This window comes from Enterocloster bolteae (assembly GCF_002234575.2).
Taxonomy (GTDB): Bacteria; Bacillota; Clostridia; order Lachnospirales; family Lachnospiraceae; genus Enterocloster; species Enterocloster bolteae.
Genome location: NZ_CP022464.2, coordinates 810,977 through 832,919 on the forward strand (window position 1 = coordinate 810,977; position 21,943 = coordinate 832,919).

The window sequence follows — 21,943 nt, forward strand, 5'->3', positions numbered from 1 at the left end:
AATCTCAGCTTTTTTTATGAAATAAATCCATGAGCCGGAACCGTACGCGGACCTCCGGCTTTTGCTGCGGCTGTTTTGTCCTGTCAAGGGGGGATAACAGGGCATCGTAATCATCTTCCCCCAGCAGGGATGACAGGGTTTTCTTGGAGGAATCAGGCACCACTGCGTGGATGGCGTCGGTGTAGCATAGGGAGGGATAGAGCACGCACCACCAGTTGTGGCCTTTTCCGCTGCCAATGGTGATGCGGACCGCGTCATAGGTGCCGCAGGGAAATACCATGTCCCCGTAAGCCTTGGTGGGAAAGTAATCTCTTGTTAATTCCAACTTTACTGGATAGGAGGCTCCCTGGTCCGCCAGCCAGTCCTGTGCCATGGTCTCGATGCTGGTCTTGTTACTCTCTATCCACTGTTTAAGCTGCTCCTTGTCCGTATCCTCAGGAACCTGGCCGTGGATGTAGTCCAGGACCAGCCCTTTTACCCCTAGCTTCAGATTCTGGTCCCTGGTGCTGTCGCTTTCCGCCAGAACGTGAAAACGGAGGATTTCAGGGGCAATGCGGGATGCCAGGGCCTCCTCGCCGGTGGTACGGGATGCCATGAGAATGAGGAACGCAGTAAAAAAACAAAGTGCGGATATGCACAGGCTTATTTTATATTTCATATGATTCAAGACCTCCTTGGCCGTTAATGCTGTTTTAATTTCTGTTTGTAATTATTGCCACATATGTTATACTATAAACGTAGAACAATCACTAAAATAAGTGAGTTTAAGGAGACTAGCATGGGTAAACTTCAGGCTGCAGTCATATTTGGCGGCCAGTCATCAGAACATATTGTGTCCTGCATGTCGGCTGTCAATGTCATTGAGCATATAGACAGGACGCGATACGATGTATTACTTGTAGGAATTACAGAAGATGGACACTGGATTAAGGCAGATTCACTGGAAGATGTAAAAAACGGTACATGGAGGGACAAAACTGTATCAGCCCTTCTGCTGCCGGACGCCACGAAGAAGTGCATCCTCCTTATGGACGGAGATTCGGTCCGCGAGGTCAGGGTGGATGTGGTATTCCCTGTGCTTCACGGTTTGTACGGGGAGGACGGTACCATCCAGGGGCTTTTGGAACTGGCTAAGATTCCCTATGTGGGATGCGGGGTTCTTTCTTCCGCAGTGTCCATGGATAAACTGTACACCAAGATTATCGTGGATGACCTGGGAGTCCGCCAGGCAGCATACGAGGCAGTGTACAGGGAACAGCTTGTGCATATGGAATCGGTGGTGGAACGGGTGGAGAAGCATTTTTCCTATCCCGTATTTATTAAGCCGTCCAATGCAGGCTCCTCCAGGGGCGTGACAAAGGCGGATGACCGCCAGGCCCTGGAAGCAGGACTGTCAGAGGCAGCCCGTCATGACCGCAAGATATTGGTAGAGGAAACCATCATAGGCAGAGAGATTGAGTGCGCTGTATTCGGAGGCGGACTTAAGGAGGTGGTGGCATCCGGGGTAGGAGAGATACTGGCCGCTGCAGAGTTTTATGACTTTGAAGCCAAGTATTATAACGAAGAATCCAGGACAGTGACGGATCCGGAGCTGCCGGCAGGGGCGGCAGAGAGAGTCCGGCAGGCCGCCATGGACATATTCCGTGCAGTGGACGGCTATGGGCTGGCCAGAGTGGATTTCTTTGTAAAGGATGACGGAGAAGTGGTATTCAATGAGATTAATACCATGCCAGGTTTTACCGCCATCAGTATGTATCCCATGCTGTGGGAAGCCAGAGGGATCACAAAGGACCAGCTGGTGGATATGCTGATGGCCCATGGGATGGAACGATACACTTAAGGGAAAGAGGAAGGAATATGACAAAAGACGTGCTGATTACAATCAGTGGCATCCAGATGATAGACGAAGAGGACTCCGATGTGGAGATGATAGTAAGGGGAGATTATTATCAGAAGAATGGAAAGCATTACATCCTCTACGAAGAGATGATGGAAGGCTTTACAGGTAAGGTCAAGAACGTAATCAAGATATCCCCTTCCGGAATGGACATAATTAAAAAGGGAATCGCCAACACCCACATGCAGTTTGAGAAGAACAAGAAGAATCTTTCATGCTACACCACTCCCCTGGGCGATATGGTGGTAGGCATACAGGCCAACCGGATTAAAATAAATGAAGAACCGGACAGCCTGCTGGTGAATGTGGATTATTCCCTGGATATCAATTATGAGCATCTGTCCGATTGCAGCATCCGCCTGGATGTCCAGTCCTGTCCGCAGTGACAGGGTACAGGGTACGCAGTACACAGAGAGCAGTAAAAGAAAAATATAAAAAAGAAGCGGCGCAGCTGCCGCTTCTTTTTATTTCTTATCTTTCTTATTCCTTTTAAATCTTGCGAAGAATCCCTTCTTCTTTGGCGGAGTCGGAATCGCGCCGCCTCTCACACTTTTGATCTCAGTGATGTAGATACCGCTGATGACAACCTTGGCCTCGGTCTTCACCGGCAGAGAGTCAAATACGCGCCCGTCTGCAATAAGGGTCATGACCTTGGGACCAATCTTGGCTTTAACCACAGGGACCTTTGCCCAGCGCATGTACTTTGGCGTCTGGTCAGTCACTGCCTTGGGAAGCCCGGCCTGGGTAATCTTCATCTTCTTCTTGTCAATGACAAGGATGGATGCGGTCTGTGCAGCTGCATCTAACAGCTGCTGCTGTTCCACCTGGCGCTTCTGGAGCTTGTTTCCCAGAAAGTAGAGAACAACCAGGGCAACCAGAGCAATGATTAGAATGACAATCAGTACATTTAAAATAATCTGAGCCATGGGGTTTACCTCCAACCTATGTAATTATAGTACCATTCCCCCCGTTAAATAATCCACAACCCCAGGGGACATTCTATAATAGTATATCATTTTAGAGGATAAATTGCAAGCAAAAATCCTTGACACCTTGACAGGTCTGTGTTATTATGGAGTGTGCACTATTGTGGCGGCGTGGGCTTTTTGCGCCCTCACGTACGGTTTTACGTGGTATGACGCCCAATTACAGAGAACGACAGTGATATTTTGCTGCATCTGGCGTCCGGTTCGGCGGCAGATTGAGATGGAAATATTGCGAACCAAATTAGAAAACAGGGGTGAAACGTCAATGGAGAAAAGCAGAATACGTCCGGTACCGGCCGGGAAAAGCGTAAGAATGAGCTATTCAAGACAGAAAGAAGTTCTTGAAATGCCTAACTTGATTGAGATTCAAAAAGACTCCTACCAGTGGTTCTTAAAAGAAGGACTGAAGGAGGCATTTGATGATATCTCTCCCATAGCGGACTTTGCAGGCCATTTGAGTCTGGAATTCGTTGACTTTACATTGTGTAAGGATGATATAAAGTATACCATCGAAGAGTGTAAAGAACGGGACGCAACTTACGCTGCACCACTTAAGGTAAAGGTAAGACTGTACAATAAAGATAAAGATGAAATGAATGAACACGAGATTTTCATGGGCGATCTGCCCCTGATGACAGATACCGGTTCCTTTGTGATTAACGGTGCTGAGCGTGTTATTGTCAGCCAGCTGGTACGTTCCCCTGGTATCTACTACGGTATTGGCCATGATAAAGTGGGTAAGGAACTGTATACCTGTACTGTTATCCCCAACCGTGGTGCATGGCTGGAGTACGAGACAGACTCCAATGACGTATTTTATGTACGTGTAGACAGGACCCGCAAGGTGCCTGTGACTGTATTGATTCGTGCCCTGGGCTTCGGAACCAATGCGGAAATCCTGGAACTCTTCGGCGAGGAGCCAAAGCTCTTAGCCAGCTTCGGAAAGGACACCTCCGATAATTACCAGGATGGCCTTCTGGAATTATATAAGAAGATTCGTCCCGGCGAGCCGTTATCTGTTGACAGTGCAGAAAGTCTCCTTAACAGCATGTTCTTTGACCCCAGAAGATATGACCTTGCAAAAGTCGGCAGATATAAATTTAATAAGAAACTGTCCTTTAAGTACCGTCTGAACGGACAGGTACTGGCAGAGGATGTGGTGGATACCGCCACAGGCGAGATTCTGGCAGAGGCAGGCACCAAGCTTGACAAGGAATCTGCCATGAGGATTCAGAACGCGGCAGTTCCCTATGTATGGGTGGACGGTCCTGACAGGAAGCAGAAGGTTCTCTCCAACATGATGGTGGAGCTTTCCGCTTATGTGCCCTTTGACCCGGAGGAAGTGGGCGTTACGGAGTTAGTATATTACCCGGCCCTGGCTTCTATCCTGGAAGAAGCTGGCACCGATGAGGAGTCTCTTAAGGAGGCTGTGCGCAGGAATATCCACGACCTGATTCCAAAACACATTACAAAGGAAGATATTCTTGCTTCCATTAACTATAATATGCATCTGGAGGAGCAGGTGGGCAACGCAGATGACATCGACCATCTGGGCAACCGCCGTATCCGTGCCGTAGGCGAACTCCTTCAGAACCAGTACCGCATCGGTCTGTCACGTATGGAGCGTGTGGTAAGGGAGCGTATGACCACCCAGGATATGGATGGCATTACTCCCCAGTCCTTAATTAATATCAAGCCCGTGACTGCGGCTGTGAAGGAGTTCTTCGGAAGTTCCCAGCTGTCCCAGTTCATGGACCAGAATAACCCGCTGGCAGAGCTGACCCATAAGCGCCGTCTCTCCGCCCTGGGCCCTGGCGGTCTGTCCAGGGACCGTGCCGGATTCGAGGTGCGAGATGTACACTACACCCACTACGGACGTATGTGCCCTATCGAGACGCCTGAAGGTCCCAACATCGGTCTGATCAACTCCCTGGCAACCTATGCAAGGGTAAACCAGTACGGATTCATCGAGGCTCCCTACCGCGTGGTGGATAAGACCACGGATCCGTCCAGCCCAAGGGTAACGGATGAGGTGGTGTACCTGACCGCTGACGAGGAAGATAACTTCGTTGTGGCACAGGCAAATGAGGCCCTGGATGAGGAGGGCCACTTCATACACAATAACGTATCCGGACGTTTCCGTACAGAGACATCCGAGTTCCAGAAAAAGACCATTGACCTGATGGACGTTTCTCCTAAGATGGTATTCTCCGTTGCGACGGCCATGATTCCATTCCTGGAGAACGATGATGCCAACCGCGCCCTGATGGGTTCCAACATGCAGCGTCAGGCAGTGCCCCTTCTGACCACAGAAGCCCCTGCCGTGGGTACGGGTATTGAGGCCAAGGCAGCTGTTGACTCCGGCGTATGTGTGGTGGCTAAGAACGCGGGCGTGGTAGAGCGCTCTGCTTCCAATGAAATCATTATCCGCAGGGACAGCGACGGCAACCGCGATGTGTACCATCTGACCAAATTTAAGAGAAGCAACCAGAGCAACTGTTACAACCAGAAGCCAATCGTATATAAGAATGACCATGTGGAAGCCGGCGAGGTAATCGCAGACGGCCCATCCACCTCCAACGGTGAGATTGCCCTTGGAAAGAACCCCCTTATCGGATTCATGACATGGGAAGGCTACAACTACGAGGATGCGGTCCTGTTATCCGAGCGCCTGGTTCAGGAAGATGTATATACCTCTGTCCACATTGAGGAGTATGAGGCAGAAGCCCGCGATACCAAGCTGGGACCGGAAGAGATTACCCGCGATGTGCCGGGCGTGGGCGAGGATGCCCTGAAAGACCTGGATGAGCGCGGCATCATCCGTATCGGTGCGGAGGTCCGCGCGGGAGATATCCTGGTAGGAAAGGTAACTCCTAAGGGCGAGACCGAGCTGACCGCGGAGGAGCGCCTGCTGCGCGCCATCTTCGGCGAGAAGGCCAGGGAAGTCCGCGACACCTCCCTTAAGGTGCCTCACGGCGCATACGGCATCATCGTGGATGCCAAGGTATTTACCAGGGAGAACGGAGACGAGCTGTCACCGGGCGTAAACCAGACAGTCCGCATCTACATTGCCCAGAAGCGTAAGATTTCTGTGGGCGATAAGATGGCCGGACGTCACGGTAACAAGGGTGTTGTTTCCCGCGTGCTTCCTGTTGAGGATATGCCTTTCCTGCCCAACGGACGCCCTCTTGACATCGTGCTTAACCCTCTGGGCGTGCCTTCCCGTATGAACATCGGACAGGTGCTGGAGATCCACTTAAGCCTTGCAGCCAAGGCCCTGGGCTTCAACGTATCCACCCCGATTTTCGACGGCGCAAACGAGAACGACATTATGGATACCCTGGAAGTGGCCAACGATTATGTGAACCTGTCCTGGGATGAATTTAAAGCTAAATACGAAGACCTGCTGAAGCCTTCTGTTATCGACTACCTGGGCGCCCATTTGGAGCACAGGGAGCTTTGGAAGGGTGTGCCCATCAGCCGTGACGGTAAGGTCCGCCTGAGAGACGGACGTACCGGCGAGTACTTTGACGGCGCTGTTACCATCGGACACATGCACTACCTGAAGCTGCACCATCTGGTTGACGATAAGATCCATGCGCGTTCAACCGGCCCTTACTCCCTGGTTACACAGCAGCCTCTGGGCGGTAAGGCCCAGTTCGGCGGACAGCGTTTCGGAGAGATGGAGGTTTGGGCACTGGAGGCATATGGCGCTTCCTATACCCTGCAGGAAATCATGACCGTTAAGTCGGACGACGTTGTGGGCCGTGTGAAGACCTACGAAGCCATCATCAAGGGAGAGAATATCCCTGAGCCGGGCGTACCGGAGTCCTTTAAGGTGCTCCTTAAGGAGATGCAGTCCCTGGGCCTGGATGTACAGGTACTGAGGGATGACGGCACCGAGGTCGAGATGAATGAGAATATTGATTACGGCGATACAGAGCTGCGCGCCATGTTAGAGGGCGAGCGCCGCTTCGAGGAGAAGGAATCCTATGCACAGTTTGGCTATCAGGAACAGGAATTCAAGGATAGCGAGCTGGTAGCTGTGGAGGAGGAAGAAGAAGTAAGCGCCGATGATTACACCGAAGAGGCTGATGACGAGGATGATTTGTTCCTGGATGAAGCTGCTGACGGTGAAGACGAAGAATAGAAGGGAGTAAATGCTCATGCCAGAAACTAATGAAACTTATCATCCAATGACATTTGATGCCATTAAGATTGGTCTGGCCTCCCCTGATAAGATTCTGGAGTGGTCCCATGGCGAGGTGAAGAAGCCGGAGACCATCAACTACAGGACACTTAAGCCCGAGAAGGACGGTCTGTTCTGTGAGAGAATCTTCGGGCCTAGTAAGGACTGGGAGTGTCATTGCGGTAAATATAAAAAGATTCGTTATAAAGGTGTTATCTGCGACCGCTGCGGCGTAGAAGTGACAAAGGCAAGTGTCCGTAGAGAGCGTATGGGCCACATCAAGCTGGCTGCTCCCGTATCCCATATATGGTATTTTAAGGGAATTCCCAGCCGTATGGGTCTGATTCTGGACATCTCCCCCAGGACGCTGGAGAAGGTGCTGTACTTTGCATCCTATATTGTTCTGGATCCGGGTTCCACCAGCCTGCAGTATAAGCAGGTCCTGTCTGAGAAGGAGTACAGGGAGGAAGTGGAGAAGTACGGCGGCACCGGCGGTTTCCGCGTGGGAATGGGCGCTGAGGCCATCCAGGAGCTGCTGAGGGCCATTAATCTGGAAAAGGATTCCGCAGACCTCAGAAGGGCGCTGGCGGATTCCACCGGACAGAAGCGCGCCAGAATTATCAAGAGGCTGGAGGTAGTGGAGGCATTCCTTACCTCAGGCAACCGTCCTGAGTGGATGATTATGGATGTGATTCCTGTTATCCCCCCGGATATCCGTCCCATGGTACAGCTGGACGGCGGACGTTTCGCCACCTCTGATTTAAATGACTTATACAGAAGAATCATCAACAGGAACAACCGTCTGGCAAGACTGCTGGAGCTGGGCGCTCCTGACATCATTGTCCGCAACGAAAAGCGTATGCTTCAGGAGGCAGTGGATGCCCTGATTGACAACGGACGCCGCGGCAGGCCTGTGACCGGCCCGGGCAATAGAGCCCTTAAGTCCCTTTCCGATATGTTAAAGGGTAAGCAGGGACGTTTCCGTCAGAACCTGCTTGGAAAGCGTGTGGACTATTCCGGACGTTCCGTTATCGTGGTTGGACCTGAACTTAAGATATATCAGTGCGGTCTTCCTAAGGAAATGGCCATTGAGCTGTTTAAGCCCTTTGTTATGAAGGAGCTGGTTTCCAACGGAACCGCCCACAATATAAAGAATGCCAAGAAGATGGTAGAGAGACTGCAGCCGGAGGTATGGGATGTGCTGGAGGATGTTATCAAAGAGCATCCTGTTATGCTGAACCGTGCCCCTACCCTGCACAGACTGGGTATCCAGGCCTTTGAGCCTATCCTGGTAGAGGGCAAGGCCATCAAGCTGCATCCTCTGGTGTGTACGGCCTTCAACGCTGACTTCGACGGCGACCAGATGGCTGTCCATCTGCCGCTGTCCGTAGAGGCCCAGGCAGAGTGCCGTTTCCTGCTTTTAAGCCCTAACAACCTGTTAAAGCCTTCTGACGGCGGTCCTGTGGCTGTTCCTTCCCAGGATATGGTGCTTGGTATCTATTACCTGACCCAGGAGCGTCCGGGAGCAAAGGGCGAGGGCATGGTATTTAAGAGCGTCAACGAGGCGATCCTGGCATATGAGAACCAGGAGGCAACCCTTCATTCACGGGTTAAGGTAAGGGTCAGCAAGACCATGTCCGACGGCACGGTGAAGACAGGGACCATTGACTCCACTATCGGACGTTTCATTTTCAATGAAATCATTCCTCAGGATCTGGGATTTGTGGACAGAAGTATTCCGGAGAACGAGCTGAAGCTGGAAGTGGATTTCCACGTTGCCAAAAAGCAGTTAAAGCAGATTCTTGAGAAGGTCATTAACGTACACGGCGCAACCCAGACAGCCGTTACCCTGGATGATATCAAGGCCATTGGTTATAAATATTCCACCAGGGCGGCCATGACCGTTTCTATTTCCGATATGACCGTGCCTGAGAGCAAACCCAAGCTGATTGAGGAAGCACAGGCAACTGTGGACCGCATTGCGAAAAACTACCGCCGCGGACTCATCACTGAGGAAGAGCGCTACAAAGAGGTTATCGAGACATGGAAGACCACCGATGATCAGCTGACACATGACCTGCTGACCGGCCTGGATAAGTACAACAACATCTACATGATGGCTGACTCCGGAGCCCGTGGTTCTGATAAGCAGATCAAGCAGCTGGCAGGTATGCGAGGACTGATGGCGGATACCACCGGTCATACCATTGAGCTTCCTATCAAATCCAACTTCCGTGAGGGACTGGACGTATTGGAGTACTTTATCTCAGCTCATGGAGCGCGTAAAGGTCTGTCCGATACGGCTCTGCGTACGGCTGACTCAGGTTACCTGACCAGACGTCTGGTAGACGTATCACAGGATTTGATTATCCGTGAAGTGGACTGCTGCGAGGGCAGGGATATCCCATTTATGGAAATCAAGGCCTTTATGGATGGAAATGAAGTCATCGAGGACCTGGAAGAGAGAATCACAGGACGCTATATCGCTGAGACCATCACTGACCCGGATACAGGAGAGGTTGTGGTTAAGGCTAACCATATGTGTACACCGAAGCGCGCCGCAGCTGTTATGAAGGTGCTGAATAAGACAGGACGCAAGTCTGTGAAGATTCGTACCGTCCTCAGCTGTAAGTCCCATATTGGTGTGTGTGCCAAGTGTTACGGCGCCAACATGGCAACAGGCCAGCCTGTACAGGTGGGCGAGGCTGTCGGTATCATCGCGGCACAGTCCATCGGTGAGCCTGGTACACAGCTTACCATGCGTACGTTCCATACGGGCGGCGTGGCCGGCGGCGACATCACACAGGGTCTTCCCCGTGTGGAGGAGCTTTTTGAGGCCCGTAAGCCAAAGGGTCTTGCCATCATTACCGAGTTTGGCGGCGTGGTGCAGATTAAGGATACCAAGAAGAAGCGCGAGATTACGGTAACCGACAATGAGACCGGCAATGCCAAGACCTATCTGATTCCTTACGGTTCCAGAATCAAGGTACTGGACGGCCAGGTGCTGGAAGCCGGCGATGAGCTGACAGAAGGCAGCATCAACCCCCACGATATCCTGAAAATCAAGGGTGTCCGTGCGGTGCAGGATTACATGCTCCAGGAAGTACAGCGTGTATACCGCCTCCAGGGTGTGGAAATCAACGATAAGCATATTGAGATGATTGTTCACCAGATGCTTAAGAAAATCAAGATCGAGGAGAGCGGCGACAGCGATGTGCTGCCGGGCGTATCCATGGATGTTCTGGATTACAACGAGATGAACGAGGCTCTGATTGCCGACGGCAAGAAGCCGGCAGAAGGCAGACAGGTCATGCTGGGTATCACCAAGGCATCCCTGGCAACAGATTCCTTCTTGTCAGCCGCATCCTTCCAGGAGACCACCAAGGTCTTGACCGAGGCAGCCATCAACGGCAAGGTTGACCACCTGATTGGCCTGAAGGAGAATGTTATCATCGGTAAGCCGATTCCGGCAGGTACCGGCATGAAGCGTTACCGCAAGGTGAAGCTGGACACAGACGATTTGATTTCAGATGAAATCCTGCTGTCTGATGACGATGAACTGGTGCTTTCTTCCGAGGATGAGAGCAGCAGCGGACTCACCGAGGACAATGTTGCAGAGGAAGTTCTGGGAATGGACGATATGGCTGATGTGGATGAAGAGGACGATGCAGTAGAGGAAGAATAGACAGAGACCATAGAAACGATAGAGACCATATAGTAATCATGCTCCGGGAAGGAACAGTGTATGTTTCTTCCCGGAGTTTTTTTGCGGATGGACATGGGGCGTACATGATACGTATATGATACGTACATGGGACGGTAAGATAAAAGGCACGTGAAAAGATCAAGTTAGTCCGAGCCGGTTCAGGTATGTAATCATAGAGGAACGGTACCGGAGAAAAATGGTACCAGAGAAAAATGATACCAGAGAAAAATGATATAAATATATATACTGATAAGGCCAGAGCTTCGCGCCCCGGCCTTTTTTTCATTGCAGATGCTGCTTCAGCGCCTTGATAACATCCATGACAAAGATACATTCCTTTTCTGTCAATTTATGCAATGTCTCCCTTAATTCATCTGTGTATTCACCCGTATATTCACCGGTATACGTACCAGGCTTTTTATGATCGCAGCAGGTATTCCACTTTCTGCCTGCCAGATTATCCAGGGAAATGTTAAGGACATCGGCAATCAGGATGGCATTGCCGGTGGTAGGACTTTTCCTGCCGTTTATATATTCGGACATGAGAGAGGTCTGTATGCCTGCCATGCGGCACAAATCTGCCAGCTTCATATTTTTTTCTAATAGTAACAGCTTTAAATACTCGTTGAATCCCATGTTCATACCTCCAGAAAGATATTAACATTTGTGCGTGAAAGCGACAATCTTTTATTGACAAACTAATGAAAGCTACATAGGGGGCGGCCAGAAGAAAAATGAATCTGAAAAATAAGTAGCAGTCAAGGCAGCTGCCATGGTAGGATTATATCATGGCAGCTGTAATAATGTGTATGGGAGAATAAGAAATGAATATATTAATAATGAAGCTCTGTTTCGTGTTCGTTGTAATCATTGCCATCCTGTGGATGAAGCGTCCTTTGTTCTGGGCCATTTCAGGCGGACTGGCGGCGGCCCTGGTTCTGTACGGTATCCGTGTACCTGACACCCTTTCCATCATGGGAAGGTCCATGGTCAGCAAGGACACGGTTACAGTGGTCCTGAGCTTTTACTTTATCACCTTCCTCCAGCGTATGCTGGAACGCAGGAACCGCTTAAAGCAGGCAGAACAGTCCTTAAACTGGCTGTTTAACAACCGCAGGGTAAATGCGTCCGCGGCACCTGCGGTCATCGGCCTGCTTCCCTCGGCGGGTGCCATGACCATATGCGCGGAGATTGTCAGGTCATCATGCCAGGATTATCTGAGCAATGAGGACATGACCTGTGTCACCAGTTTTTACCGCCATATACCGGAGAGCTTTCTGCCCACCTATTCCTCCATATTGATAGCGCTGGCTGTGTCTGGCGTGGGAGCAGGGGAATTCGTACTTGCCATGCTGCCGCTGGTGGCTGCTCTGTTCTTTATCGGGCACATGTTCTATCTCAGAAAGGTACCCAGGTCCACGGGACAGAAGACGGAGGAAGGCGGGAAAAAGGCGGCGGTTATGCTGTTTAAGAGTCTGTGGTCCATCATATTGATTGTAGTGCTGATTATTGCCTTTGACATACCGGTTTATGTGGCGACACCGATGGCAGCCGTCCTCAATATTTTTGTGGACCATCTGAAGCCATGGGAGATAAAGCCTATGTTCAGGACTGCGTTTGAGCCAATCATCATTTTTAATACTATATTAATTATGATGTTTAAGGACATTATTACCTATACGGGGGTCATCCATGAACTGCCTGTATTTTTCGGAGGTCTGCCCATTCCCCTTCCCATGGTATTTGCCCTGATATTTTTCTTCGGCACCATTATCAGCGGTTCCAACGCCATCATACCGCTGTGCATGCCCATGGCCATGGCGGCCATGCCGGACGCAGGCGTTCCCCTGCTGGTACTGCTCATGAGTTCTGCCTATGCAGCCATGCAGGTATCCCCTACCCATGTATGCCTGTTCATTGCCGCAGAATGCTTTAAAGTGGATATCGGCGCCCTGGTAAGGAGAAACATTCCCATGATTCTGGTGTTTTTTGCAGTTACGCTGGCATATACAGCTCTTTTGGGCGTGTTTTAAGCCCGTTGGTGCCGGAAATTGCGAAAAAATAAAGAAATTCCTTGACAGAATTTTTTTGCGTGTATATAATGATATGGCGTGCTGAAACACGTAATGTTTTCGTGCGCAAAAAGCTGATATACAGCAACCGCAGACAATATCACAGGAGGTGAAAAGAATGCCAACATTTAACCAGTTAGTGAGAAAGGGAAGACAGACCAGCGTTAAGAAGTCTACTGCACCTGCTCTGCAGAGGGGTTACAACTCCTTACAGAAGAAGGCTACAGAGGTTTCTGCTCCACAGAAGCGTGGTGTGTGTACAGCTGTTAAGACAGCTACCCCTAAGAAGCCTAACTCAGCACTCAGAAAGATTGCCAGAGTACGTCTTTCCAATGGCATCGAAGTTACAAGCTACATTCCAGGAGAAGGTCACAACCTTCAGGAGCATAGTGTTGTACTGATCCGTGGAGGAAGAGTAAGGGATCTTCCAGGTACCAGATATCATATCGTAAGAGGTACACTGGATACAGCAGGTGTTGCAAACAGAAGGCAGGCCCGTTCCAAATACGGCGCTAAGAGGCCAAAAGAGAAGAAATAATTTAGTTAGACCGCAGATTTGATTTGTAGGAATTGTGCCGGAATGATGATATTGACCTGTAGGTTGCAGGATTATATATTGTAGTACCGTGCATGAACGTGTGGAAGGTGCAGAGGAAAAACAGCAGCAGGCACCATGCTCAGTGCCGCGTTTAAAGACGCGCCCGCTTCGCAGGTGTGCTTGATTGCTAAGCTCGTGAGAGACCTCGCTAAGCACTCAAAGCACGAGTACCTATGATCTAATGAAACGCTGTAAGGGATCTGCAGCGCAGGTCTTTACAGTTCTATTAAGGAGGGAAGTAACGTGCCACGTAAAGGACATACTCAGAAAAGAGACGTTCTGGCAGACCCAATCTACAATAACAAGGTTGTTACCAAGCTGATTAACAACATTATGTTAGATGGTAAGAAGGGTGTTGCGCAGAAAATTGTATACGGCGCTTTTGACCGTGTTGCAGAGACAACCGGCAAGGACGCTATGGAAGTTTTTGAAGAAGCAATGAACAACATCATGCCTGTTCTGGAAGTTAAGGCAAAACGTATCGGTGGAGCTACCTACCAGGTACCTATCGAGGTTAGGCCTGAGAGGAGACAGACTCTGGCTCTTCGCTGGATTACCCTCTACTCCCGCAAGAGAGGCGAGAAGACCCAGAAAGACAGACTGGCAAATGAAATCATGGATGCTGCCAACAACACAGGTGCATCTGTAAAGAAGAAAGAAGACATGCACAAGATGGCAGAGGCAAACAAGGCATTTTCACATTTCCGCTTCTAATCTTTGGAATGTGTTTAACCTGTTTGATTATTTAAGGAGGAAAATCCCTTGGCTGGAAGAGAATATCCATTGGAGAGAACCAGGAATATCGGAATCATGGCCCATATCGATGCTGGTAAAACCACAACGACTGAGCGTATTCTGTATTACACTGGTGTAAACTATAAAATTGGCGATACCCATGAAGGTACTGCTACCATGGACTGGATGGCTCAGGAGCAGGAGAGAGGTATCACCATTACTTCCGCTGCAACCACTTGTCACTGGACCCTGCAGGAAAACTGCAAGCCGAAGCCAGGTGCATTAGAGCATCGTATCAACATCATTGATACTCCAGGACACGTTGACTTCACTGTTGAGGTTGAGCGTTCCCTACGTGTACTGGACGGCGCTGTAGGCGTGTTCTGTGCAAAGGGCGGTGTAGAGCCACAGTCTGAGAACGTTTGGCGTCAGGCAGACACCTACAACGTACCTCGTATGGCCTTCATCAACAAGATGGACATTCTGGGTGCGAATTTCTACGGCGCAGTAGACCAGATTAAGACCAGACTTGGCAAGAATGCAATCTGCATTCAGCTGCCAATCGGCAAGGAAGATGATTTCAAAGGAATCATTGACCTGTTTGAAATGAAAGCCTACATCTATAATGATGATAAGGGCGACGATATATCCATCATTGATATCCCTGAGGATATGCAGGATGATGCCGAGTTATACCGTTCCGAGTTAGTAGAGAAAATCTGCGAGCTGGATGACGATTTAATGATGACATATCTGGAGGGCGAGGAGCCCAGCAATGATGACCTTAAGAAAGCCTTAAGGAAAGCTACCTGCGAGTGTGCCGCTATTCCGGTATGCTGCGGTACTGCTTACAGAAATAAAGGCGTTCAGAAGTTACTGGATGCAGTTATTGAATTTATGCCTTCACCGTTAGACATCCCTTCCATTAAGGGTACTGACCTGGACGGCAACGAGGTTGAGCGTCATTCCTCTGATGATGAGCCGTTTGCTGCTCTTGCATTCAAAATCATGACCGACCCATTTGTGGGTAAGCTGGCATTCTTCCGCGTGTATTCAGGAAGCCTGAACTCCGGTTCTTACGTACTGAACGCAACCAAGGGCAAGAAGGAGCGTGTTGGACGTATTCTTCAGATGCATGCCAACAAGAGAAACGAGCTGGATAGGGTTTACTCCGGCGATATCGCAGCTGCAGTTGGATTTAAGGTGACTTCCACCGGCGATACCATCTGTGACGAGAAGAATCCGGTTATCCTGGAGTCCATGGAATTCCCAGAGCCGGTTATTGATATCGCTATCGAGCCAAAGACCAAAGCAAGCCAGGATAAGATGGGCGATGCGCTGGTTAAGCTGGCTGAGGAGGATCCGACCTTCCGTGTGCGTACCGATGAAGAGACTGGCCAGACCATTATCTCCGGTATGGGCGAGCTCCATCTGGACATCATTGTTGACCGTCTGCTCCGTGAGTTCAACGTTGAGGCAAACGTAGGCGCGCCTCAGGTTGCTTACAAGGAGACATTTACCAAGGCTGTTGATGTTGACAGCAAGTATGCGAAGCAGTCCGGTGGACGTGGACAGTACGGTCACTGTAAGGTTCACTTTACACCAATGGAAGCAAACGCAGAAGAGACCTTCAAGTTCACTTCTTCCGTTGTGGGCGGTGCTATTCCGAAGGAATACATCCCTGCTGTAGGCGAGGGTATTGAAGAGGCATGCAAGACCGGTATCCTTGGCGGATTCCCAGTACTGGGCGTTCACGCTGATGTATACGACGGTTCTTACCATGAGGTTGACTCCTCTGAGATGGCATTCCACATTGCCGGTTCCATGGCATTCAAGGAAGCTATGCACAAGGGCAACCCAATCCTGCTTGAGCCTATCATGAAGGTGGAAGTAACCATGCCGGAAGACTACATGGGTGATGTTATCGGTGATATCAACTCACGCCGTGGACGTATCGAGGGTATGGAAGACATCGGAGGCGGCAAGATGGTCCGCGCATACGTTCCGCTGTCAGAAATGTTCGGTTATTCTACGGATCTTCGTTCCAGAACACAGGGACGCGGAAACTATTCCATGTTCTTTGACAAGTATGAACCAGTTCCGAAGAATGTACAGGAAAAAGTACTTTCCGACCATAAGAAATAAGATAGATTCTTGATAAAAGGCTTGTAAACTAAAGGAAAATAGAATATAATGGTTGATAGCCTGACATTAACTATAATAGCCCATTATACAGGGCGCAAATTAAGGAGGACGTTATAAAATGGCTAAAGCTAAGTTTGAAAGAAACAAACCTCATTGTAACATTGGTACCATCGGACACGTTGACCATGGTAAAACAACTTTAACCGCAGCAATCACAAAGACTCTTCATGAGAGATTAGGTACCGGCGAGGCTGTTGCTTTCGAGAATATCGATAAGGCTCCAGAAGAGAGAGAGCGTGGAATCACTATCTCTACTGCACACGTTGAGTATGAGACAGAGAACAGACACTACGCACACGTTGACTGCCCAGGACATGCTGACTACGTAAAGAACATGATCACTGGTGCTGCTCAGATGGACGGCGCTATCCTGGTTGTAGCTGCTACTGATGGTGTTATGGCTCAGACAAGAGAGCACATCCTGCTGTCCCGTCAGGTAGGCGTTCCTTATATCGTTGTATTTATGAATAAGTGCGACATGGTTGATGATCCAGAGCTGCTTGAATTAGTAGAAATGGAAATCAGAGACCTGCTGAATGAATATGAGTTCCCAGGCGATGACACTCCTGTAGTTCAGGGTTCTGCTCTGAAGGCTCTGGAAGATCCTAAGAGCGAGTGGGGCGACAAGATTCTTGAGCTCATGAAGGCTGTTGACGAGTGGGTACCAGACCCAGTTCGTGAAACAGACAAGCCATTCCTGATGCCTGTAGAGGACGTATTTACCATTACCGGCCGTGGTACTGTTGCTACCGGTAGAGTAGAGCGTGGTACTCTGCACCTGAATGACGAAGTTGAAATCATCGGTATCCATGAGGATGTTCGTAAGAGCGTTGTTACTGGTATCGAGATGTTCCGTAAGCTGCTTGACGAGGCTCAGGCTGGCGACAACATCGGCGCTCTGCTGCGTGGCGTTCAGAGAACTGAAATCGAAAGAGGACAGTGTCTGTGCAAGCCAGGTTCTGTTAAGTGCCACAACAAGTTTACCGCTCAGGTTTACGTTCTGACAAAGGACGAGGGCGGCCGTCATACTCCTTTCTTCAACAACTATCGTCCACAGTTCTACTTCAGAACAACTGACGTTACTGGCGTTTGCGATCTGCCAGCGGGTGTTGAGATGTGTATGCCTGGCGATAACGTAGAGATGACCGTAGAGCTGATTCATCCAGTAGCTATGGAGCAGGGTCTTCGTTTCGCTATCCGTGAAGGCGGAAGAACCGTTGGTTCTGGTAGAGTTGTAAGCATCGTTGAATAATTTCGGCAAGCTTATACGCTAAAATCATAAAATAATATATCTGAATTGATATTGTGCCCAAACAGTAAAATTCCCCCGGAAGATGTATCTTCCGGGGGTTTTGTGATATCTGGAATGAAACTTAACCGCAGCACAGGTCCGTGTCCCATGTATAGGATCCCTTTGACGTGTCAAATCCATAGAAGTCGGCAAATGACAGCCTGAAGATGCTCCGGTCGGCGGACGGTAGTTTTATCTGGTTTTTTATCAGATACTGGTAAATACCGCTGCCTGATATATTTCCCACCATCAGTATGCTTTTCAGTACGCCGTCCTCCACCAGGGCTTTTCTGTAGTTTTGGCTGTCCTCCTCTGTTATGACCAGAGTGTGGCTGTCCAGGCGGTTGATGTCGCCAATGCAAAGGGCCGGCAGGCCGAAGAAGTTCATGGTGTTCTTCATGGCATATGTGTCCTCGTAGGGAGTGGGTATGCCGTACATGTTTTTGGCAGCCACGGCGCCCTGCTTCATGGCGTTGGGCCATATGCCGGACAGGCCGCACACATCCCCGGCCCCGTAGACTCCGGGAACAGAGGTAGAGAGATACTGGTCCACTGTGACGGCCCTGCCCGTCTCCACGCTGCAATGCTCCAGGAAACGGATTTCCGGGCGTACACCTGCCGCCGCAATGATGAAGTCACAGGCCAGTTCTTCGCCGTCCTCCAGAACCAGGGCGCTTACATTGCCCCGGGAATCCAGACGGGTCCGGCTTGCCCTGGCTGCCAGCCGGAAGCTGCATCCGTGGTGTTCAAAGAGTCTCTGGTACTCAGACGCAGCTTCGGCATCCAGCTGGAGGGGAAGGATCCGGCCGGCCATCTCCACGATTACCGGGGAGATTCCCCGCTCCATAAGGGCATAGGCTGCGTCCATACCCACCAGGCCGGAGCCGATTATCACTGCCCTGGCCCCTGGTCTCACGGCCTTGTCAATGGCCAGGGCATCGGACAGATCGCGGAAGCCGTACACATTTTCAGCCTCCTTAAGTCCGGGTACAGGGGGCAGAAGGTAATAGGCGCCGGTTGCCAGGAGAAGCCGGTCATAGGGGAGGAAGGTGCCGTCATCTAAGAGGATGCGCCTCTCAGCGCAGTCCAGCCGGACCATTGCCCTTCCTGGATACCAGGTTATGTTGTTCTGTTTAAAGAAGCCGGGCGGAATAAAGCTGATTCCTTCTGCGTCCCGCTCACCGCCCAGGTATTTGTGAAGCATACAGCGGGAATGGACCTGGTCATCCTTCGATACCAGGACGATTTCACCGTCCCTGTCCAGCTGGCGCAGGGTCTTGGCTGCGCTGATGCCGGCCGGGCCGGCTCCTGCGATAACATATCTCATGACTCCACCTCCTCAATCCAGATTGCCTTTTTGGGACATGCCTTTACACAGCTGGGTTCGCTGCCGCTGTCCTTGCAGAAATCACATTTGATGATGCGGCTGCGGGCTGTATTGTCGGGTTTAAGGACGCCAAAGGGGCAGTTCATTACGCACATGAAACATCCGGCGCACTGTTTTTCATCGTATTCCACGATTCCTGTTTCCCGGTTCTTTGAAAGGGCGCCGCTCATGCAGGAATTCACACATTCCGGTTCATCACAGTGGCGGCAGAAGATGGGGCGGTAGGAACCGTCCGGCTGCCGGCGGATGAAGTTGCGGCTTTCGTTGGCAGGATCTGTCAGATCCAAATCATATATGCTGCCTTTATCTGCCCTGTGGGCATTCATGCAGGCAAGTGTGCAGTTCAGGCAGCCATCGCACCTGCCGGCGTCAATCCATATCCGTTTCATAGCCGCCCTCCTATATATTCAGTGCCTGTCGTTTGTCCATGATGATTTGTTCTAGAATGTCCGCGGATTCACCTGCATGGCTGTTTACAATGATCTGTCCGCCGGTAAGGGCCTTCATGTCCTCTGTGAGGATCTTTGTCACCAGGCTGCTGCCTGTGATAAAGGGGGGAAGTCCCAGGTGAAGGGGAAGACCCAGGGCCAGTCCGAAGGCGCCGTCTGCCAGCGCCTGTTCCTCCAGCCACTGGGCGGCCGAGAGCACCAGGGGAAGCTGGGGAATGTCCACGTTAAGGGCCAGGGCCAGTTCCGTGGCCACCATCTCCAGTCTCCCGATGGCCAGACAGGGGCCGAAATTAAGCACGGGAGGGATGCCTAGGGACTCACAGACTGCCCGAAGCTTTGGACCTGCCAGGCTGGCTGCCTCCGGGGTCATGAGGCCGCAGTTTTCCAGGCCGCCTGAGGAACATCCCGCGGTCAGGACCAGGATATCCCTGGCAATGAGTTCTTTGGTCAGCTCCACGGTCAGGATGTCATGGCCGCCTGCCGTCAGGTTGGAGCATCCCACCACACCGGCGATTCCCTTGATATCCCCGGAAGCAATGAGGTCGATGAGAGGCTTCCAGCTGCCGCCCAGGAACTTTTTCAGGGATACCTCGCTGACGCCTGTGATGGTGTTGGTATTGCCGTGTTCCGGAAGGAGGTTTAAGGGCACCCGGGCCCTGCGGTTTTTGTAGGATTCCAGTATCTCGTCCAGGATTTCCCGGCTGATGCGCTCCCTGTCCTCAAACACAAAGGGTTTCAGCGCTGCATTCTGCTTCTTTGCCACGTCATCCAGGCAGATCTGCCGGATGTTCAGACGGTCGCAGATGGGTTCAATGCCGGGAAGGGTACAGTTGAATTCACTGAGCACGGCGTCGATGGCACCGGTGGCCAGGACAGCCTCGCTGGTGTAGTTGTTGCCTGCGTGGCCGCTGAAGATGTCCTGGTAATGAACGCCCCGAAGCTGCAGGTCCTGGCCCACACAGGTGCATCCCACCAGCCGGAATCCCCTGGCCCCTGCTGCCTTTGCCAGCTCCTGGACCTCCGGCTTCTTAAGCTGTTCCTGGAGATGGACGAAGATGGAGTGCTGATGTCCGGTAATCATGATATTGATGTAGTCCGGGTCAATCACCCCAAGGCCAACCGGGGCAGGGGTGATTTCGGGCTCGCCCAGCATGACGTCATTCAGCAGGTTGGTCAGCATCAGACCGTATACGCCGGTGGAAATGCCCAGCTTGAGACAGTGAAGCAGCATGTCTGTGGGGTCCGAGTTCAGGTTGGTGGAACATTTCACCACGCCGGCGCAGACCTCGGATTTGGCGCCTCCGGGCAGGATTCCTAATTCGTTCCACTTGGCCAGACGGGGAGCGTATGACAGCTTCTGCTGGAGCTTCATGGGAGTGTAGTCGGGAAGGTACAAATCGTCCAGGACTGCCTGGGCCACGGCTGCGGCGCGGGTGTGTGGGTCGCCCTGGGGGATTCTGAATAGCTGGCAGAGATGTTCCAGGGCATTCATCCCTTTTAAGGCTCCGCCGGAAAGTGCGGTCTCCTTTAAATTAAGGGCAGTGGTCTCCACTACGTGGATATAGCAGCCTGATCCTGCTGCCACTGCGCGGAGAAAATTCCTGGCCACGATTACGTCGGCGGAAGCACCGCAGATTCCGTGAGGGGCCTCAGGCGTGATACGGCAGGGGCCGTTGGAACAGAGGCGGCAGCATACGCCCTGGAGACCGAAGCCGCATTTGACGGACTGTCCTTCCACACGGTGGTGGGATGTTTCCATGGGGAGACCTGCTATGTAACATTCCAGTGGTTTGTCTGCGCTTTTACAGGTTGTGCAGCTGTAACAATGATTCATGATGGATACCTCCTGTTGAAATATATGGTTTGCGTAGGTTTGAATATCATAAAGTGGATAAAAATTATCCACTTTAGGGGCAAATAAAAATAGATGTATCAGCCGGATTTGTTAAAGAGCCTGTCCAAAGAGGTGCGTTTCAATTCCTCCTCCAGCACACGCTGGACTCTTGCCAGTTCACAGTGAACTTTGCAGCCGTCAAAACTGGCGGCATAGCCGCACTGGTATTGACTGTCCAGGCAGGGATTAAGAAAAAATTCCTCGTCCGCCGCCTTAATGATATCCAGGAGGGTCAGATCCGCCAGGCTTCGGTTCAGAATACATCCGCCTCCGGCGCCCCTGCGTATGGATACCAGGCCGGAACGCTCCAGCTTTTTCAGTATCTTGTATGCAAACTGTTTCGGCACCAGTTCCCGCTGGCATATCTGTTCCAGGGGAAGCAGTTCCCCGTCCTTCAGGGCGCGGATAATGCGGATTGCATAATCGGATTCGCGTGTTATCATCATAGTGTTATCACCTTATTGTTAAAATTGTAACAATTCTTATATACTATTATAGCAAAGTAGATAAAAATTATCAAGTATAAATGTGGTA

The 21,943-nt window shown here is 51.0% G+C and carries 16 protein-coding genes; 9 read left to right on the top strand and 7 right to left on the bottom strand.

Going from position 1 to position 21,943, the window contains the following annotated elements:
- Positions 1–4 precede the first annotated feature (4 nt).
- Positions 5–658 carry a stage II sporulation protein R gene (gene spoIIR / locus CGC65_RS03885; protein WP_002568236.1) on the bottom strand — a complete coding sequence of 218 codons (654 nt, stop codon included), beginning with the start codon at positions 656–658 and terminating at the stop codon, positions 5–7.
- A 120-nt stretch (positions 659–778) separates the two neighbouring features.
- Here spoIIR and CGC65_RS03890 point away from each other — a divergent pair, with 120 nt between their 5' ends.
- Both CGC65_RS03890 and CGC65_RS03895 read left to right on the top strand, forming a co-directional pair.
- Positions 779–1,840: a D-alanine--D-alanine ligase family protein gene (locus tag CGC65_RS03890; protein ID WP_002568235.1), complete on the top strand. Its 1,062-nt coding sequence runs from the start codon at positions 779–781 to the stop codon at positions 1,838–1,840.
- 17 nt (positions 1,841–1,857) lie between these two features.
- Positions 1,858–2,283, top strand: a complete 426-nt coding sequence (locus CGC65_RS03895) for a YwiB family protein (protein ID WP_002568234.1) — start codon at positions 1,858–1,860, stop codon at positions 2,281–2,283.
- 78 nt (positions 2,284–2,361) lie between these two features.
- Here CGC65_RS03895 and CGC65_RS03900 read toward each other — a convergent pair whose 3' ends face one another.
- Positions 2,362–2,823, bottom strand: coding sequence for a hypothetical protein (locus CGC65_RS03900; RefSeq protein ID WP_002568233.1), 462 nt, complete (start codon positions 2,821–2,823; stop codon positions 2,362–2,364).
- Between the two features lie 325 nt (positions 2,824–3,148).
- Here CGC65_RS03900 and rpoB point away from each other — a divergent pair, with 325 nt between their 5' ends.
- Both rpoB and rpoC read left to right on the top strand, forming a co-directional pair.
- A complete protein-coding gene (rpoB, locus tag CGC65_RS03905; protein WP_038282248.1) occupies positions 3,149–7,033 on the top strand; it encodes a DNA-directed RNA polymerase subunit beta in 3,885 nt (1,294 codons plus the stop codon).
- Between the two features lie 10 nt (positions 7,034–7,043).
- On the top strand, positions 7,044–10,757 hold the full coding sequence (gene rpoC / locus CGC65_RS03910; protein ID WP_002568231.1) for a DNA-directed RNA polymerase subunit beta': 3,714 nt from the start codon (positions 7,044–7,046) through the stop codon (positions 10,755–10,757).
- Between the two features lie 303 nt (positions 10,758–11,060).
- Here rpoC and CGC65_RS03915 read toward each other — a convergent pair whose 3' ends face one another.
- Complete coding sequence (locus CGC65_RS03915; protein ID WP_002568230.1) at positions 11,061–11,414, bottom strand: helix-turn-helix domain-containing protein; 354 nt, start codon at positions 11,412–11,414, stop codon at positions 11,061–11,063.
- A 188-nt stretch (positions 11,415–11,602) separates the two neighbouring features.
- Between CGC65_RS03915 and CGC65_RS03920 the strand changes: the two genes are divergently transcribed.
- From CGC65_RS03920 to tuf, 5 genes are all read left to right on the top strand, one after another.
- Entirely contained in the window at positions 11,603–12,811 is a 1,209-nt protein-coding gene (locus CGC65_RS03920) for a DUF401 family protein (RefSeq protein WP_002568229.1), read from the top strand.
- A gap of 157 nt (positions 12,812–12,968) precedes the next feature.
- The gene (rpsL, locus tag CGC65_RS03925; protein ID WP_002570241.1) at positions 12,969–13,388 is read left to right on the top strand and encodes a 30S ribosomal protein S12; all 420 of its coding nucleotides are present in this window, start codon (positions 12,969–12,971) and stop codon (positions 13,386–13,388) included.
- Positions 13,389–13,691: 303 nt separating this feature from the next.
- Positions 13,692–14,162: a 30S ribosomal protein S7 gene (gene rpsG / locus CGC65_RS03930; protein WP_002568226.1), complete on the top strand. Its 471-nt coding sequence runs from the start codon at positions 13,692–13,694 to the stop codon at positions 14,160–14,162.
- Positions 14,163–14,210: 48 nt separating this feature from the next.
- The gene (fusA, locus tag CGC65_RS03935) at positions 14,211–16,328 is read left to right on the top strand and encodes an elongation factor G (RefSeq protein WP_002568225.1); all 2,118 of its coding nucleotides are present in this window, start codon (positions 14,211–14,213) and stop codon (positions 16,326–16,328) included.
- Positions 16,329–16,446: 118 nt separating this feature from the next.
- A complete protein-coding gene (gene tuf / locus CGC65_RS03940; RefSeq protein WP_002568224.1) occupies positions 16,447–17,640 on the top strand; it encodes an elongation factor Tu in 1,194 nt (397 codons plus the stop codon).
- Positions 17,641–17,761: 121 nt separating this feature from the next.
- Here tuf and CGC65_RS03945 read toward each other — a convergent pair whose 3' ends face one another.
- The 4 genes from CGC65_RS03945 to CGC65_RS03960 all read right to left on the bottom strand — a co-directional run bounded on the left by CGC65_RS03945 (position 17,762) and on the right by CGC65_RS03960 (position 21,855).
- A complete protein-coding gene (locus CGC65_RS03945) occupies positions 17,762–19,006 on the bottom strand; it encodes an NAD(P)/FAD-dependent oxidoreductase (protein ID WP_002568223.1) in 1,245 nt (414 codons plus the stop codon).
- Complete coding sequence (locus CGC65_RS03950; protein ID WP_002568222.1) at positions 19,003–19,455, bottom strand: 4Fe-4S dicluster domain-containing protein; 453 nt, start codon at positions 19,453–19,455, stop codon at positions 19,003–19,005. Before CGC65_RS03950 ends, CGC65_RS03945 begins: the two co-directional genes overlap by 4 nt.
- Before the next feature lie 10 nt (positions 19,456–19,465).
- Positions 19,466–21,349, bottom strand: coding sequence for an anaerobic carbon-monoxide dehydrogenase catalytic subunit (gene cooS / locus CGC65_RS03955; RefSeq protein ID WP_002568221.1), 1,884 nt, complete (start codon positions 21,347–21,349; stop codon positions 19,466–19,468).
- 98 nt (positions 21,350–21,447) lie between these two features.
- Positions 21,448–21,855: an RrF2 family transcriptional regulator gene (locus CGC65_RS03960; protein ID WP_002568220.1), complete on the bottom strand. Its 408-nt coding sequence runs from the start codon at positions 21,853–21,855 to the stop codon at positions 21,448–21,450.
- Positions 21,856–21,943 lie beyond the last annotated feature (88 nt).